Source organism: Bacillus sp. BS98 (genome assembly GCF_008432245.1).
In the GTDB taxonomy this organism is placed as follows: domain Bacteria; phylum Bacillota; class Bacilli; order Bacillales; family Bacillaceae_G; genus Bacillus_A; species Bacillus_A toyonensis.
This window is the reverse complement of record NZ_CP043830.1, coordinates 949,707-965,360: the sequence shown is the minus strand read 5'-3', so window position 1 is coordinate 965,360 and position 15,654 is coordinate 949,707. Positions and strand designations below refer to the sequence as shown.

Annotated in this window: 15 protein-coding genes and 3 pseudogenes; 10 read left to right on the top strand and 8 right to left on the bottom strand. The window is 35.6% G+C overall.

What is annotated here, in order from left to right; all coding sequences use genetic code 11:
- Positions 1-62: 62 nt before the first annotated feature.
- From F0362_RS05005 to F0362_RS04995, 3 genes are all read right to left on the bottom strand, one after another.
- Positions 63-419 carry a DUF4259 domain-containing protein gene (locus F0362_RS05005; protein WP_000501498.1) on the bottom strand — a complete coding sequence of 119 codons (357 nt, stop codon included), beginning with the start codon at positions 417-419 and terminating at the stop codon, positions 63-65.
- 419 nt (positions 420-838) lie between these two features.
- Complete coding sequence (locus F0362_RS05000; protein ID WP_088115775.1) at positions 839-2,665, bottom strand: N-acetylmuramoyl-L-alanine amidase; 1,827 nt, start codon at positions 2,663-2,665, stop codon at positions 839-841.
- 813 nt (positions 2,666-3,478) lie between these two features.
- On the bottom strand, positions 3,479-3,718 hold the full coding sequence (locus F0362_RS04995; RefSeq protein WP_000013684.1) for a hypothetical protein: 240 nt from the start codon (positions 3,716-3,718) through the stop codon (positions 3,479-3,481).
- A 185-nt stretch (positions 3,719-3,903) separates the two neighbouring features.
- On the opposite strand from F0362_RS04995, the gene F0362_RS04990 reads away from it, so the two are divergent.
- The 6 genes and pseudogenes from F0362_RS04990 to F0362_RS04965 all read left to right on the top strand — a co-directional run bounded on the left by F0362_RS04990 (position 3,904) and on the right by F0362_RS04965 (position 6,118).
- Positions 3,904-4,029, top strand: a complete 126-nt coding sequence (locus F0362_RS04990; RefSeq protein ID WP_000540377.1) for a YjcZ family sporulation protein — start codon at positions 3,904-3,906, stop codon at positions 4,027-4,029.
- A gap of 254 nt (positions 4,030-4,283) precedes the next feature.
- Positions 4,284-4,625: a PadR family transcriptional regulator gene (locus F0362_RS04985; RefSeq protein WP_000683177.1), complete on the top strand. Its 342-nt coding sequence runs from the start codon at positions 4,284-4,286 to the stop codon at positions 4,623-4,625.
- Entirely contained in the window at positions 4,618-5,100 is a 483-nt protein-coding gene (locus F0362_RS04980; RefSeq protein ID WP_000606978.1) for a hypothetical protein, read from the top strand. The genes F0362_RS04985 and F0362_RS04980 overlap by 8 nt, the downstream gene beginning before the upstream one ends.
- Positions 5,097-5,624, top strand: coding sequence for a permease (locus tag F0362_RS04975; RefSeq protein WP_001004197.1), 528 nt, complete (start codon positions 5,097-5,099; stop codon positions 5,622-5,624). The genes F0362_RS04980 and F0362_RS04975 overlap by 4 nt, the downstream gene beginning before the upstream one ends.
- A pseudogene (locus tag F0362_RS30450) lies at positions 5,623-5,763 on the top strand (sortase); the annotation flags it as partial. The gene F0362_RS04975 and the pseudogene F0362_RS30450, both read left to right, overlap by 2 nt.
- 154 nt (positions 5,764-5,917) lie before the next feature.
- A complete protein-coding gene (locus F0362_RS04965) occupies positions 5,918-6,118 on the top strand; it encodes a hypothetical protein (protein WP_000042281.1) in 201 nt (66 codons plus the stop codon).
- A gap of 120 nt (positions 6,119-6,238) precedes the next feature.
- On the opposite strand, the gene F0362_RS04960 is transcribed toward F0362_RS04965, so the two are convergent.
- Positions 6,239-7,714 (bottom strand): MDR family MFS transporter, encoded by a 1,476-nt coding sequence (locus tag F0362_RS04960; protein WP_098015954.1) that lies wholly within the window; start codon positions 7,712-7,714, stop codon positions 6,239-6,241.
- Between the two features lie 142 nt (positions 7,715-7,856).
- Between F0362_RS04960 and F0362_RS04955 the strand changes: the two genes are divergently transcribed.
- The 3 genes from F0362_RS04955 to F0362_RS04940 all read left to right on the top strand — a co-directional run bounded on the left by F0362_RS04955 (position 7,857) and on the right by F0362_RS04940 (position 11,485).
- Positions 7,857-8,432, top strand: a complete 576-nt coding sequence (locus F0362_RS04955; protein WP_000999298.1) for a TetR/AcrR family transcriptional regulator — start codon at positions 7,857-7,859, stop codon at positions 8,430-8,432.
- Positions 8,433-8,744: 312 nt separating this feature from the next.
- On the top strand, positions 8,745-9,632 hold the full coding sequence (locus F0362_RS04945; RefSeq protein WP_000776049.1) for a DMT family transporter: 888 nt from the start codon (positions 8,745-8,747) through the stop codon (positions 9,630-9,632).
- 473 nt (positions 9,633-10,105) lie between these two features.
- Positions 10,106-11,485 (top strand): aldehyde dehydrogenase, encoded by a 1,380-nt coding sequence (locus F0362_RS04940; protein WP_149889684.1) that lies wholly within the window; start codon positions 10,106-10,108, stop codon positions 11,483-11,485.
- 181 nt (positions 11,486-11,666) lie between these two features.
- Here the strand turns inward: F0362_RS04940 and F0362_RS30445 are convergent, their stop codons facing one another.
- From F0362_RS30445 to F0362_RS04930, 3 genes are read right to left on the bottom strand one after another with little or no spacing between them, the layout of a single operon-like run.
- Positions 11,667-11,819 carry a hypothetical protein gene (locus tag F0362_RS30445; RefSeq protein ID WP_000788475.1) on the bottom strand — a complete coding sequence of 51 codons (153 nt, stop codon included), beginning with the start codon at positions 11,817-11,819 and terminating at the stop codon, positions 11,667-11,669.
- A gap of 21 nt (positions 11,820-11,840) precedes the next feature.
- Positions 11,841-13,130 carry a replicative DNA helicase gene (dnaB, locus tag F0362_RS04935; protein ID WP_139380009.1) on the bottom strand — a complete coding sequence of 430 codons (1,290 nt, stop codon included), beginning with the start codon at positions 13,128-13,130 and terminating at the stop codon, positions 11,841-11,843.
- The gene (locus tag F0362_RS04930) at positions 13,127-13,987 is read right to left on the bottom strand and encodes a DnaD domain-containing protein (protein ID WP_149889683.1); all 861 of its coding nucleotides are present in this window, start codon (positions 13,985-13,987) and stop codon (positions 13,127-13,129) included. The genes dnaB and F0362_RS04930 overlap by 4 nt, the downstream gene beginning before the upstream one ends.
- A 384-nt stretch (positions 13,988-14,371) precedes the next feature.
- On the opposite strand from F0362_RS04930, the pseudogene F0362_RS31350 reads away from it, so the two are divergent.
- Positions 14,372-15,317, top strand: a pseudogene (locus F0362_RS31350) (ParB/RepB/Spo0J family partition protein).
- Between the two features lie 93 nt (positions 15,318-15,410).
- Here the strand turns inward: F0362_RS31350 and F0362_RS31345 are convergent.
- A pseudogene (locus F0362_RS31345) lies at positions 15,411-15,644 on the bottom strand (hypothetical protein); the annotation flags it as partial.
- Between the last annotated feature and the right edge of the window lie 10 nt (positions 15,645-15,654).

The following is a 15,654-nucleotide window of genomic DNA, read 5'->3' as shown; positions in this document are numbered from 1 at the left end:
TTTTTTTACAAGAGAAAACAAAGACTAAGCATTTCAAAAAGTATTTTTCCTTTTTCGATATACTAATAGTTTATCAGCTGTTGTTTTAATGTATTTAAAACTTTCTTTCTCTCTTCATAATCTTCTGCATCAGCTTCTTCCCAAAGCTCAAGATCAGCCCCTCGCTCAATTAATGCAATCGCATTGTTGCGAACCTCATCCTGAAGACACCCTTTCTCCAATTGTATTGCCGCAAGACCAATATATACTAAAGACATAACCTCTAAATCTTCATCTATATCAAACTCATCTAAATACTCTTCTAAAATGAGCTTAGTTGCTTCTTCTACACTATTATCTTCTTCTAAGTACTCAATAAACTGTTCTTTCACATCACAAGTTGTATCATCATCAAATAACCCAGTTCCCCAAGCGCCCATATTCCACAGCCCCTTCTTTGTACTTTTCTATTATATTTCAATCTTAAATATAATAGAAATTCATTACAAGGCTAGTTATATACATCATTATATTTTACAATTACTATAGGTAATATATATATTTTACCACATGTATCATTCTGAATAATCAAACAAAATTATCGATAAAATTCCATATAGACCCATTACTGGTTAAAATGTTATAATTAAATCACCCTACATAGTTACTCATAGTCAGACTGAGGAACTAACGTCTTATTAAGCAATGCGCATAACTTAAATAAAAAAGACACTTTACAGTGTCTTTTTTATTTACATTCTATTCATTATTTTTTCATAGAAGTTATCTCTTTTATACACAAAATATATCAAACTTGAGCTCGACTATCTTTCAAGTTCCCTTATCGACCTATACTTATTTAGAGTTTCCCTTCAATCCAACTACCCGATTGGTCAAAATAGTATTTGTTACCACCAATTGATTGCCAACCCGTTAACATTGCACCTTCACCATTTAAGTAGTACCATTTACCACCTATTGATTGCCAGCCTGTTAACATTGCACCTTCACCGTTTAAGTAGTACCATTTACCACCTATTGATTGCCAACCTGTTAACATTGCACCTTCACCATTTAAGTAGTACCATTTACCACCTATTGATTGCCAGCCCGTTAACATTGCACCTTCACCATTTAAGTAATACCATTTACCACCTATTGATTGCCAGCCCGTTAACATTGCACCACTACTATTTAAGTAATACCATTTACCACCTATTGATTGCCAACCCGTTACCATTGCACCTTCACTATGTAAGTAATACCATGCACCACCGATTGATTGCCAACCCGTTACCATTGCACCACTACTATTTAAGTAATACCATGCACCACCGATTGATTGCCAACCCGTTACCATTGCACCACTACTATTTAAGTAATACCATGCACCACCGATTGATTGCCAACCTGTTACCATTGCACCACTACTATTTAAGTAATACCATGCACCACCAACATTTTTCCAGCCAGTAGCCATTTTGCCATCACTGTTTGTATAATACCAATTGTTATTTTTAAATACCCAACCTTCTTTTGTTGTATTAGGGTCTTTATCTTGAGCATTGTTAGTGAGCTTACTCCAGCTTGGATCGTATTTCACCCACTCACCTTTCTTGATTTCATACCAGCCATCTTTAATAGATAACACTTTGTATTTTTCACCCTTCTTAGCAATGCGGACAACTCCATAATTCACTCCTGCACCACTACGAACATTCACGCTTGTACCAGTGATTTCTAACTCAATATTTGGCTCAGCTGGGTTTGTTTCGTTACCATCTACATCTTCTTTTTCGTCTACTAACGGAGGATTCGTTCCAGTACCCCCATTCAGATATCCATTAGCGCCTTCTACAAATGAATTCCAAGTCCCCCTTGTGATAATAATATCAGGGCACTTCTTTCCACTCCATTGTTCATGGCGTCGTAAATTACTCGCGCTGATTCCTTCTTGTTTCATTAAATGCGCTACTAATTTTTTCGCGTTTTCTACCGCTTTATTATAGTCGCCATCTTGATTAACCGCTATCTCAATACCGATTGATTCTCTGTTTCCTGTACCTGTACCACCATCACCTGCATGCCAGCCATTTTCATTTGTTGGTAGATGCTGATAAATTTCTTTATCATCTACAGTAAAATGCCAAGAAGCCGTTCTAACAGTACCGCTTGTTGCTTGATTGTATAAATACTTTGCATGACTCTCAGCATTCGCACCCGGTGCCGTATTTGCTGTTTCATGAATCGTAATATACTTTGCTTTCATTGGGTTTGCAGGTCGAATATCTGTGTTACCAGCTGGTATAATCCACTCTACAAACGGAATTCCACTAATTGTTCCACTTTTCTTCGTTGCTGATGGATCTGCTGCTGAATACCCTATACGGTTAGAACTACGCATTTTGGGTTGCATAGAGCGAGAGCTTCCATCTCCTTTACCATCTACATCTTTAAACGCATTTTCAATATTTTTTAAAGCTTCCGCTTCCGTGACTTTTCCTGTCTTAGCTTCTTTAACGGTCTCTATATCACCATGAACATGTGCGTCTTTTTCTCCGTCTGCAATTGACAATTGATTCGGTTGATTAACACTCTCTTCTGCTAAAGTTGTTAATGGCACAGTTGATAATAAAGTTAGTCCTGTTGTTAAAGTAATTACGTATTTTCCTAGATTTCTTGTCATAGTTATTACGGTATATTTTACTAGATTAGTAGTAATACCTTCCTCCCCTATACATGATTTTTTCACTTCCAGATTTATGAAATAGAACATTCATTTCATGCATCTGATACCACCAAAATTAAAGAACAGATTTTTCGGAAACTTACTACAATGCATTAGTAAAATTAACTTCTCTCTTGTTTTATACATTCTATCTTCCGAATATTAAATACACTAGATTTATATTCAAACAATAGGTTCGTTAAATAGTAACCTTTGAGTGTAATCATTCCTATTCATTCTAGTTCTCCTAAATATACATAAGTGCAGTGGCGTCCCAGACTATATCATATATGATATAGGAGAAAAGTAAAAGGTCATATATTTATATTGTTGTAAACTTTTATAAATAATATTACATACACAAAACCACTCAAGTATATCATTCCGCATTTGAGTAGTTCTCATTTCTGCCCTAAAAGATATGAATCTATTTCTTAATAAAACTATCATAAAAATTTCAATGTAAAGCAATCGAACTGCATGAATAATAACTAAAAAAAGGCCCCATTACTGGAGCGCTCAAAAAATAATATAAGTAAATGAATTAAAAGAAATAACAGACAACTAAAATATATACGAATAAACATTCTTTAATCTATATATATGCAACATTACATAAAATTATTTATTATTACATGCTATACTAAAACTGGAGTCGATAATTGTTATTTTCTTCTTAGTTTTAAAGCAATATGGATATACCTTCTAATCGCATTTGGATTGTACAAGGAAAAGAAGACACCTTAATGGGTGTCTTCTTTTCTTATATTTTTATGAATTCTTTTGAGTTGATGCTCTCCAATCACGAAAAGATGTTGGGCGTCCAGAATAAGCTCTTTGCTTTGTAACAGCTGGTTTTTCTTCAATAATAGTTGATTTCTCTTCAGGAGTATTTGGTTTTTCTTCAAGAATAGTCAAAGCTGTTTGCATTTTCTCCAACTGTTCTCTTAAAGCTTGCTGTTCAATCTTTAAATCTGTAAGTAAGCGTAAAATCATCTCAGAATTAGCCATAAAGATCCTCCTTCTCCCAATACACAGAATAAAATACAATATGTAAACGACGAAATACCGGTGACAAAAATAAGTTCGTCAACTCTTATAAAATCCCAAGTACTTTTATTTTTCAAAAGGACCTGCTCAAGTTTATCCGTAAAAACATAAAGTGAATTAAATCCATTACGGAAGGAGGAGTTAATATGGGTTATGGCGGTAGTTGTGGTGGAGGCTGTGGTTTCGGTGGCGGATTCGCCCTACTTGTTGTACTCTTTATTTTATTAATCATCGTTGGAGCTAGCTGTTGGGGCGGCGGATTCGGCTGCTAAGGAGAGGCACTCTTGAGAGTGTCTTTTTTTTTATGTTCTACATACATATTACTTCATATAGTAATTTCCCAGCACTAAAGGCTACTTTCACAATGAAGTGCACCCCCATTGTATTGTTTGTTTCATATTTATTGTTATTTTCCCTCTCAAAAATTGCACATTTTAAAATTGACATAGCATTTCATTCACCATATACTGTTAACAACAGTATACTGTCATTAACAGTAAAATAATCTATTTTAGGAGGTCTATTTATGAAACATACAGGAAGACATACAGGGGCATTCCTTTTATTATTTCTAGCCGAGGGGGATCACTATGGCGGGCAATTATTGCAAAAGTGTGAAGAAGAACTTCCGGTCAATCCAATCGATAGCGCCATCCTATACCGCACACTAAAGAAATTAGAAAACGAAGGTGCGATTGCATCTTATGTAAGTACAGCTCATCAAGATAAACCGAGAAAGATGTACAAAATTACCCCTGCTGGAAAGGAACAATTAGCAGATTTTCAAATGGATATTGAAGAAAAAATGAAGAACTTATCCTTTTTCCTAGACAAATATACAGACTTAAAGGAATCCGATCATGATTAACGGTATGATCCTTTACACTTTAGCCATTGTCCTTACGGGAATTTCTTTTATGAAAGATCGTAATAAAACGAAAGATGCTCTATTTAAGTCATGGAAAATGTTTCGCAATCTTCTACCTGCCATGCTCTCCATCATGCTTTTCGTTGGCTTATCACTTTCCGTATTAACGCCGTCCTTCATCTCTTCCATCATTGGAGAGCAGTCTGGATTGTTAGGTATTATTTATTCTGCAATCCTCGGTTCTGTGGCACTCATCCCAAGCTTTGTCGTATTCCCTCTTGGAAATACATTAGTTCAACATGGTGCAGGTCTTCCTCAAGTTGCGGCACTTATGTCTACACTCATGTCAGTAGGGCTTACAACTATGCCGATGGAACAAAAGATATTTGGGCGAAGCTTCGCTTACGCACGTAATGCATCTGCTCTGCTCATGTCTCTCCTATTCTCCTATATTATTTGGGTGGTGATGGTATGAACGAACTAAAAAGATATCGCTTCTTTTTCGTTTTACTACTGGGGCTCTTTATATTAACTTTTATAAATCAATCTTTAGGCAAGGCGGCATTACAACTAACAGGGAATAGCATTTTAGATATGCTGTTTCTCCTTCCTCCTGTCCTACTATTTGTAGGATTACTTGATCAATGGGTGAAGAAAGAAACGTTAATGAAATATATGGGCGAAAAATCGGGCATATATGGTATCTTATTCTCTCTATTATTAGGCGGAATTGCAGCTGGCCCCCTCTACGTCGCCTTTCCAATCGCCGCATTACTTTTGAAAAAAGGGGCGAGCATTAAATACATCGTATTTTTCTTAGGCGTTTGGACAACTGCAAAATTACCAATTATCGTATATGAATTTTCTTCATTTGGAGCTACTTTCACACTTATTCACATTTGCTTCGGTTTAGTATTCTTCTATGTAATGGGCCTTATTTTTGAGAAGTTTTATGATCAGGGGCAATTGTTGCGGTATGATGTTACGGAGGAAATGTAAGGTTAATACCCATTGGATAACAGATGCAGAAGATCGAACTGTCATTGTAAAAAAAGAGAAACTAACATTAACAACTTGTTACCCCTTTAACTACATCGGTGATGCCCCAGATCGCTATATTATTGAAGCATCTTTAATTTATACTAGCTACAAAGAGGTGTCACCTTATAACTATGTGACACCTCTTTTTTACTTTAGAAACATTACCATAATCTTAATTCGACACAGTATACTAAATATATGATACAGAAAATTCAATATTTTATTTTATAATATTTTTAGAGGTGATTATCTTGAGTAAAAACGTGAATTTACTTCTTCAAATAGTAATTGGCATTACCATTATGATCGCACCTATTCTCATTACAGGGACTATGTATGATGTCACTAAAACGATGGGTGATTTATTAGTTGCAGAGCTTATTATAAGAACACTTTCCCTCATTATTGGACTTTTAGTTATTAGTAAAGCTTTACATCGTTATTCTCAATAGTTCTTCTTACTAAAAAACAGATAATACATACACCACATTTCCTTCGGCTGTTTGAACTATTATTACGAAAGAAATATAAAAAGACATCTTTAATCGTAAAGATGTCTTTTTATATAAACCTTAATTTTCGTTCTGTAAAACCCCCTTTACTTCTACTCCCTTTTTCTCTTCTTTTAAGAATAGCGATACGATAAAAGCAACAACAATAAAGATTAATCCAAGTGCAAATGCACCTTGGAACCCTGACGTTAAACCGTTTAACTTCTCCACTGGGTCCATTGGATTTGCTACGCTTTCCATATACTGAGTTGTTCCTGAAGACATTTTCGATATAAATATAGCTGTACCAATTGCGCCAGCTACTTGCTGTAACGTATTAAACAACGCTGTTCCGTGCGGATATAGATCTGGTGTTAATTGATTTAAGCCGTATGTTTGTGCTGTCATGACAAACATGAGTCCAACCATTAATACGCTATGCATGACAATAATTTGTAACATTGATGTGTCAGGCGTAATGTCTTTAAATAAGAACATTGCAATCCCTACTAACACAATGCCAGGAACGATAATAACTTTCGGACTAAATTTATCAAATAGTTTACCCGCGATTGGTCCCATTATGGCGCTAATAATACTTCCTGGAAGCATGATGATTCCTGATTTAAAGGCTGTAACGAGTAAAACTGTTTGCAAGAACATCGGTAATAAAGTCATCGTTGAAAATAACGACATCATCACAATGACAATTAATCCAACCGATAATGTAAACATCGGAACTTTAAATGCACGTAGTTCTAAAATTGGATTCTCGATTTTTAATTGTCGAACGACAAAAATGAATAATGAGATAAGCCCAACAAGTAAAGTGCCATACACTTTCGCATCAGACCATCCTAAATCACCCGATGCACTAAAGCTATACACAAGCCCACCAAATCCTAATGTCGATAAAAGGATAGATGGATAATCTACTTTTGGCCTTGTTAACTCTGAAACATTTTGAATGTACTTCATCCCAATCATAATTGAAATGATCACGATAGGAATAACGATATAGAATAACCAGCGCCAGTTCAGTGAGTCAACGATTACTCCAGATAATGTAGGACCAATTGCCGGAGCAGACATCATCACAAGTGCGATTAATCCCATTGTGGCACCACGTTTTTCAGGCGGACAAATGATTAAAATCGTATTCATTAATAACGGTGAAATTAACCCGGTCGCTACAGCTTGGACGATACGGCCTACTAATAAAACAGAAAATGTCGGTGCGAATCCCGCAATTAATGTACCGACTAAAAATGTTACCATAGCGATCAAAAACATCTGTCTCGTTGTGAGCCATTGCTGAAGTAATGCTGTAATTGGGACTAAAACCCCAACCACCAACATGTAAGCTGTAGAAAGCCATTGAATCGTTGAAGCTGTTACGTCAAATTCTTTCATTAATACCGTTAATGCATTACCAAGTAACGTTTCATTTAATAATGCAACCATTGCCCCTAGAAGTAATGCAATTAAAATGGGGGTATGTTTTATATTAGAAGTATCAACTTTGCCACTTGCAGGGCTCTTAGTTGTCATATTCATTTGCAGATTCTCCTCCTGTTTCTTACTAAAAAAACTTTAAATACACCAGAACACATGTAATATAATATACATATGTAGATTAAAAAGGGAGAATCAATTTTCAGCCATTGTATACTTAATCTACAAAAAAGGAGAATTGTAGATGAATGATAATGAAAAACAACTTGATTTACGTATTAGACGTACACATAAATTACTATGGGATTCCTTATTCGAATTAATGACGCAATCAAAGCAAAAATATAGTTCCATCACCATTAACCAAATTTGTGATCGTGCGATGGTACACCGAACAACCTTTTATAAACACTTTGAAGATAAAGATGCTTTATTAACATTTGGATTTAAACGATACGGCAAGATGATTGCTGAAATACCGGTTTCAGATCGATTAAGTAAACCATTTCAAGTAATGGAACAATTCCTACATCATGAAGAAATCGGTAAAATATTAGAGATACAAATGTCTGATGAACAATTTATTAACCGGACACAGTATTTAAGTCACGAAACAAGAAAACAAGAAGTAGAAGCGTTAAATCAACTGTGCAAAAACCATACGATGCCAAATGATCTAATCATTGAATTTTATTCAGGGGCAATCACCTCATTAAGCGCATGGTGGTTTAAAAATAAAAGAAGCGTTTCTGCTGCTGAAATGGACCAATATCTCCACCAACTCATTAACCGGGATATTTTTCAGTTTGAAAAGGAATAATTTCCCCATCAAAAAACGCCTATATGAAATAGGCTTTTTTTATATACATACTATCATTTACCGATCCGCTTCAAATCCGAACTTTCAATAATCGAATGAGAATATCTCTCTTTCCCAACTCGCACCATCGCTCTTCCTAATTGTTCCGAAGTTATCACGCTACTAAATCTCTTCAAGATAGGATAAAAAGGCTTCACCACTGGAATAAAACGTCGATAAATTTAAGTTACAAATATTCAGAATTAATATTAAAATAAATAATGGGGATAGGGGTATGGAATTATAAAATTTATACATAACGAGGGAATAGAAATGAAACTACAATTAAAAGCAGATTTAGGGCTACTACTAGTTACATTCTTTTGGGGTGCATCTATCTTACTTACAAAAGTTGGACTCGAAGGCATAGAAGAATACAATTTAATCGCATTACGATTTATTATTGCCTTTCTTTTATCAGGTTTAATATTTTACAAACATGTATTCAAAATCAATTTTAAAACGGTAAAATATGCATTTATACTCGCTTCTGTCTTATTTATCGTTTACATTTTCGCTACTTTCGGCACAAAGTATACGAGTGTTTCTAATGCTGGTTTCTTACTATGTCTCACAGTCATTTTCATTCCGATATTATCAGCTATATTTTTGAAACACATTCCGGAAAAGAAAGTTATAGTAGGAATCATTTTAACGATAATAGGAATCGGCTTATTAACATTAACGAGCGAATTCAAAATCGGTAACGGCGATATATTTTGCATACTGTCAGCCTTATTTTATGCCATTCACGTCATCATTACCGGAAGCGTAACGAAACATGTGAACTCCATTGCACTTGGAGTCATACAACTCGGTTTCGTCGGTCTATTTAGTCTTATATTTTCATTCATTATAGAAACGCCAAAACTTCCTAGCACAACCAACTCATGGTTAATTATCTTAGCCTTAAGCATATTTTGTACCGCAGTCGCATTCATCGTGCAAGTGATCGCCCAGCAATACACGACGCCTACACATACAGGCCTTATCTTTTCATTAGAACCTGTTTTTTCAGCAGGCTTTGCTTTCGTTTTCACAGGTGAAACACTTACCGGAAAAGGATACTTAGGAGCAACACTTATATTGTTGAGTGTGTTGATTGCTGAGTTGGATTTTAAAGGTTTGCTAAAGGTAAATTACAAGAAAAATATGGAATAGATATTTTACCAAAATAAATAACTACACATCCACATTAAGAGGATTCGTTTGTATTATTCTCTTAATCTAAGTGTACTTCTAAGTGAATATCTGTCCCTCAGAAGAATATTCAGGTGACTGAAGCATACTGTGCTATGCCTTTTATTCAGCGACAGGAATTTTATTTCCTGTTGCTGATATTAGTTTAGAATAAAGTTTGATTAATAATAATGCCCCCCCTATTTTTTAGAAAACAATTCTAATTCATCAAAAGCTGATAATTAATAATAATTTATAGTCCAATACATCCCACTTACGTAAACAAAAAAACGTCAGATCTACAGGAGAAATTTTCAAAGATTATCACCCTTAGTTTAACAGTAACTTTTATCAACAAACGAATGCATTAGTAAATAGGATATGTGGATGAAATGCTTTATACAATTGATGGACATGGTATGTGAATATTTTCTTACTATTGGAGGGATTTCCTAATGGTTGATGATATACAACAACTTATTCAAGAACATAGACAATTTTTCCATCATGATCATACAAGAAGTCTTCAATTTCGGCTTAAACAGTTAGAAAAGCTAAAAAATTCTATTCAAAAATATGAAAGTCAAGTGCTAAGCGCATTATATCAAGATTTACACAAAAGCGAGTTTGAAGCATACGCTGCAGAAGTTGGTTTCGCATTTAACAGTATCAATTTTATAATGAAATATCTAAAACAGTGGATGAAACCTCAAAAAGTAAAAACCCCTATTCATTTTGCACCATCCAAAAGCTACATAATAAAAGAGCCATATGGTACCGTGCTAATTATTGGTCCTTTTAATTATCCATTTCAATCATTAATTGAACCTCTCATTGGGGCAATTGCAGCAGGAAATTGTGTAGTTCTCAAGCCTTCAGAAAATGCACCAAATGTTTCAGCTGTAATGAACAAAATAATAAGTGAAACGTTTGATAAGCAATACATTCGTGTAATTGAAGGAGGCAGGGAAATAACTTCTTTATTGATTCATGCACCTTTTGACCACATCTTTTTTACTGGTAGCGTTCAAGTTGGAAAAATTGTCATGGAGGCTGCGGCGAAAAATCTTGTACCAGTAACATTAGAACTTGGTGGAAAAGGACCCGCTATTGTCGATGAAACCGCTAACCTCAATATAGCAGCCAAGCGCATTATCTGGGGGAAATTCATAAATGCTGGCCAATCCTGTATTGCACCTGATTATGTTATTGCACACAAATCTATCAAAGTAAAACTGATTTCGAAAATGAAAGAAATCATTACAAACTTTTATGGATCAGATGTATTAAAAAGCAATGATTATGGTCGAATTGTTAATGAGAGACAATTCGATAGACTTCTTTCTATATTAGAGCAAGACAAAAATTATATAGTATTTGGTGGAAATTCATCTAGAAGCCATTTATATATTGAACCAACACTTCTTGAAGTAAAATCATGGGATGATGCAGCTATGAAAGAAGAAATTTTCGGGCCAATTTTACCAATTATGGATTACAATGATTTAGATGAAGTCATTCATACGATTAACACCCAACCCAAACCGTTAGCTTTGTATGTGTTTACTGAAAACAAAAATGTTGAAAAGCAGGTATTAGGACGAATTTCTTTTGGAGGAGGATGCGTCAACGATACAATGTCACATATGGCTAATCTCCACCTACCTTTTGGCGGAGTAGGAACTGCAGGATTTGGCTCCTATCATGGGAAACATAGTTTTGATGCTTTTACACATCGTAAAAGCATTTTAAAGAAAAGCTCAAGGATAGATTTAGGGTTTTTATTTCCACCGTATAGGAACAAAATTAATATTTTGCGAAAGATTTTTAAGTAATACGATTTGTTAAACATTCATGTTGATATTAAAGAAGAAATAATAAAGGGAATCCAGTAGAATGGACTCCCTTTACCTTGTAATAACCTAATCTATTTTTAGCGATGGTTCTCCCTGCTTTAAACGGGATAGGGATACGCGTTAACAATGTTCTAGCTTATACAAATATGAATGAAGTGCTTTATTTTATCTTTGCACCAGAACCGCTAAAGAAAATGAAAATAATATACAAATTTTCCGTCTTAAGATCTGTATTTCCTCCAATTATTAAACGAACAATCTTCCCTTTCTCTTTTCCTTTCATAATTGAAGCCGCTTCTACTCCGTTCTTCAAAACACAAGCTTCTCCTTCCCACTAATTCACCCTCTCCACAAACCGCCCAAACTCCTTCAAAAATCTCAGCTTAAAACTCCCCACAGGTCCATTCCGATGCTTCGCCACATGAATTTCCGTCATCTCTTTCTGCATCGTTTCCTTATCGTAATAATCCTCTCGATACATAAGCATAATAACATCCGCATCTTGCTCAATTTGTCCTGTCTCTCTTAGGTCAGATAAAAGAGGACGCTTATCTTGCCGGGACTCTACGGAACGAGACAATTGCGATAGCGCTACTACACAAACATTTAAATCACGCGCTAACAACTTAAGCTTACGTGAAATTTCGCTAATCTCCTGAAATCGATTGCCCTTATGCTTCGGATCTCCCGTAATAAGCTGCAAATAATCTACAATGACTAAAAGCTTCTTATCATCATGCTTCCTCTTTAACTTACGAGTTTGCATCCAAATATCTTGCACCGTAACACCTGCATGATCATAAATCTCAAGTGGTAATTCCCCAATTTCCGCAAACGCCTTACTCACCTTTTCCCAGTCTTCCATCGCAAAACGGTGCTTCGGATTTTTCAGCCTACCACCTGACACTTCCCCTACGCAAGAAGCCATTCTTTTTAACAATTGCTTACTACTCATCTCTAACGAAAACAATCCAACCGCCGCTCCAGACTTCGCCGCATGCAGTCCAACATTTAACGCAAACGCAGTCTTTCCCATAGAAGGGCGCGCACCAAGGACAATAAAATCACCTTCCTGCAATCCGCACGTCATCTTATTTAGCGATGTATAACCAGTCTCAATACCTGTAATTTCTTTCACATCTTGATGAAGCTCTTCATACAAACCAACTAACGCATCCTTCAAATCAAACTCACATACGCAGTCCTTTTCCTCTAACTCACAAAGTGCCGTAATCGTCTCACCAATAACTTTCTCATTCTTCTCCGCAATAAGACGCTCTCCCATCTTGTGCCCGAGAACACCCGCCTGATACATTTTCCAGGCACCTCTAACAAGCCCCTCATAATAAGAGAAGTTGCTAGTTGTAGGCACACCATCCATTAATCCTATAAAATACTCCATTCCTCCGATCCCCTTCAAAAAATTCGGATCTACTCTAGAAATGAATGTCACAAGATCAATCGGTTGCCCTTCCTCTTCCATTTTTCGCATTAACTGAAATATAGACTTGTGCACGGGCATAGAAAAATAGTTCTCCTTCAAACGGCACTCCTTCATAAGCTCTCCATCAAGTAATAGAGAACCTAGCACCGTCTTTTCCGCCTCCACATTTTGAATACTCACGGCCGCCACCCGCGCTCCGCTAAAAAGCGCTGCAACTCTTCCTCTGACGGCTTATTCTTCTCCCACTCCTCACACTTCGCCAAAAAATTCTCCGTCTCTCCGCTACTAACAGACGACTCCTTCTTTCGAAACCTTGCCGTATCCGCCTCAACCTCAGACACTTTCGTAAATCCTTTCCCGTGCCATCCCCGCAAAATCCCCTTCACATAAGCCATCTTTCGGTTTTTATTCTCATACGAAATTTGAAGAGCCTTCAGCACAAGCTCCTCTGACAAATCATTCATCCACGCATTCAATTCCTCTACCGTATACGGAGACAAACTACCAAAATGTTGCTCATAAAACGTGAACACCTTACTTCCCGTTTCTTCCTCTATATCCTCTTCTTTCTCTGCCTCCTCGCAAACTGGATCAACATCATCCATAGTCATATCACTAGGCATACCGAAATGTGCTAAAAGCATCGGAACATTCAGCTCCTCCTCTACGCACTTCTGCAAAAACATATGTACAAACTCCTTATTCTTCACACCCTTAAGCTCACGGAGCACACACTTCTCCACATTCGTATTCGTCACAGGATTATAACGAAGCCAATTTAAAATGAATAACTCCCGCGTCTCCGCATCATAAAGGATCTTTCCATAATCAATGAAACGCTGCAAGAGCTTATCAACAGTCTCCCGGTTATAACCCGTCTCCATCTCAGCTAACCGCTTCGGAAAAGGAAAGATCCCACACTGCGTCGTCTTCGAACAAGTTAACAAATAAATATAAAAATACCGCTCCTCCGGCGTCAAATCCAAAACAAAATCATCCTGCCAAAAATTCACCTGCACATTACGATACACCGCCATCCTAATTCCTCCTGTCTCCATTCAAAAATGAAAAATCCCTCTTTGTACTATATATAGGAAGGAGGTCTGGTTTTTTGGCGTGTTATTTCAAAAATTTTTTTCGACTCCTACTACGGTGTTTGTTGGTGTTTTTGTTTTGTTGTGTTTTTTCTTAGTGATTTATTACTTGGTAGGGGCTTGGTAGGGGTATGGGAGGGGCTTGGTGTCGGTTAGTTTGATTAGGAACGTTCTGTTTTGGAAGGTGCCTCGTTCTTCTTTTTAGTATCTTAAAAGTATTCATTCTCTTAATAATACCTGCAACAATAAATTTATAAGTTAAGTAACCGTACAAATTACCTATTGAATATTCATTAATAAAACCCTAAAACAAGTAGGTGGTTTATTTTGAAATTTAAAAACATCCCTTTAAAACACATTAAACTAGAAGACGAATTCCGAAAGAATTTAGAAGATTTTAGTCTTGCTACAAGCATTAAACAAAATGGATTAATAGAACCACTTATTGTAGAAGAAAAAAATTCTAATTGTTTTATATTAGTCGAGGGTTATCGTCGTTTTTGGGCTTTAAAACATTTAAATGTTCCATTCGTAACATGCAAAGTGGAAAAACTCACCTCAAAAGACTCTAGGGTTCTAAAACGTCTCCGTGTTGAATTAAAATCCAAGAAAAAAACAGGCTATGAGCTGGAACGAATGATTAGTTTTTTACTTGATTATGGTTACACAGAAGAAGATATAGCTAAGCAATGTAACATACAAAAAAAACTGTAAAAAAATACATTAATGGCAAAGATGTTAACACTCACTGGAAAATTAGAGCTGAACAATCTGGAGCTGGAAGACATGGATTAACTGAGATTCACCATTTAACTAATATACATCCTGAAAATAAGGAATACGTAGCCTAAATGCTAACAATGTAGAAAGTATAAAAAAACTTACCACGTTAGATGAATTTAATAAATCCTCAAAAAGTTTACAAAGAGATTGCATTAACGATATGATCAACGATGAGAATTCAAGTAATAACAAACTTAAAGATATTATTTTTACAAGATTATTAAAACAGCAATACAGCCCCTTAATACACAAACATGTATTTGATAAAGCTCTTTACCTGTTTGATAAGTTAACAGATATTTGCTGTCATAACTTTGTTAATTACCTCACTCCCCTACAAAAGAAAAATTTGCAAAGAAAAATAAACATAATTTCTAATAAAATAGGGCTACCTCCTACTTCACCCACTCCTCCACCCAAAAACTTTTCTACTTCTATTAAAAAGTATCAAGAACATACAATACTAGTGAACATCAATAAGAAACCTTAAACTCCTACTAAATGCTTTTCAATACTCTACAATCTTTAAAGTTCTTTATCCTGATTTCATGAACAAATGTTATTATCCCCCATTCTCCTTATTTTACCAGTCATATAAAAACAGCAACGCCCATTTCAACGTTGCTGTCCTTCTTTCAAAATATGTATGAAGACGATACTCACATATTTCCATCGTGCATTTAAACAAAATGATTTCGTCTTCTTTTCGAATATTCATTTTTAGAGAAAAGAAGTTTTCATCAAATAATAGCAAATCTTTCGAACTACCACTCCATTTTGTCATTGTATTAATTAATTTACTACTGCTTTCTTTATCTATCCAGTAA

Excerpts from the sequence above, each read along its gene's own strand:
- F0362_RS04940 (WP_149889684.1), top strand. The coding sequence starts at position 10,106 with ATGGTTGATGATATACAACAACTTATTCAAGAACATAGACAATTTTTC.
- F0362_RS04955 (WP_000999298.1), top strand. The coding sequence starts at position 7,857 with ATGAATGATAATGAAAAACAACTTGATTTACGTATTAGACGTACACAT.
- F0362_RS04960 (WP_098015954.1), bottom strand. The coding sequence starts at position 7,714 with ATGAATATGACAACTAAGAGCCCTGCAAGTGGCAAAGTTGATACTTCT.
- F0362_RS04990 (WP_000540377.1), top strand. The coding sequence starts at position 3,904 with ATGGGTTATGGCGGTAGTTGTGGTGGAGGCTGTGGTTTCGGTGGCGGA.
- F0362_RS04975 (WP_001004197.1), top strand. The coding sequence starts at position 5,097 with ATGAACGAACTAAAAAGATATCGCTTCTTTTTCGTTTTACTACTGGGG.
- F0362_RS04980 (WP_000606978.1), top strand. The coding sequence starts at position 4,618 with ATGATTAACGGTATGATCCTTTACACTTTAGCCATTGTCCTTACGGGA.
- F0362_RS04995 (WP_000013684.1), bottom strand. The coding sequence starts at position 3,718 with ATGGCTAATTCTGAGATGATTTTACGCTTACTTACAGATTTAAAGATT.
- F0362_RS05005 (WP_000501498.1), bottom strand. The coding sequence starts at position 419 with ATGGGCGCTTGGGGAACTGGGTTATTTGATGATGATACAACTTGTGAT.
- F0362_RS05000 (WP_088115775.1), bottom strand. The coding sequence starts at position 2,665 with ATGACAAGAAATCTAGGAAAATACGTAATTACTTTAACAACAGGACTA.
- F0362_RS04930 (WP_149889683.1), bottom strand. The coding sequence starts at position 13,987 with ATGGCGGTGTATCGTAATGTGCAGGTGAATTTTTGGCAGGATGATTTT.
- F0362_RS04985 (WP_000683177.1), top strand. The coding sequence starts at position 4,284 with ATGAAACATACAGGAAGACATACAGGGGCATTCCTTTTATTATTTCTA.
- F0362_RS04945 (WP_000776049.1), top strand. The coding sequence starts at position 8,745 with ATGAAACTACAATTAAAAGCAGATTTAGGGCTACTACTAGTTACATTC.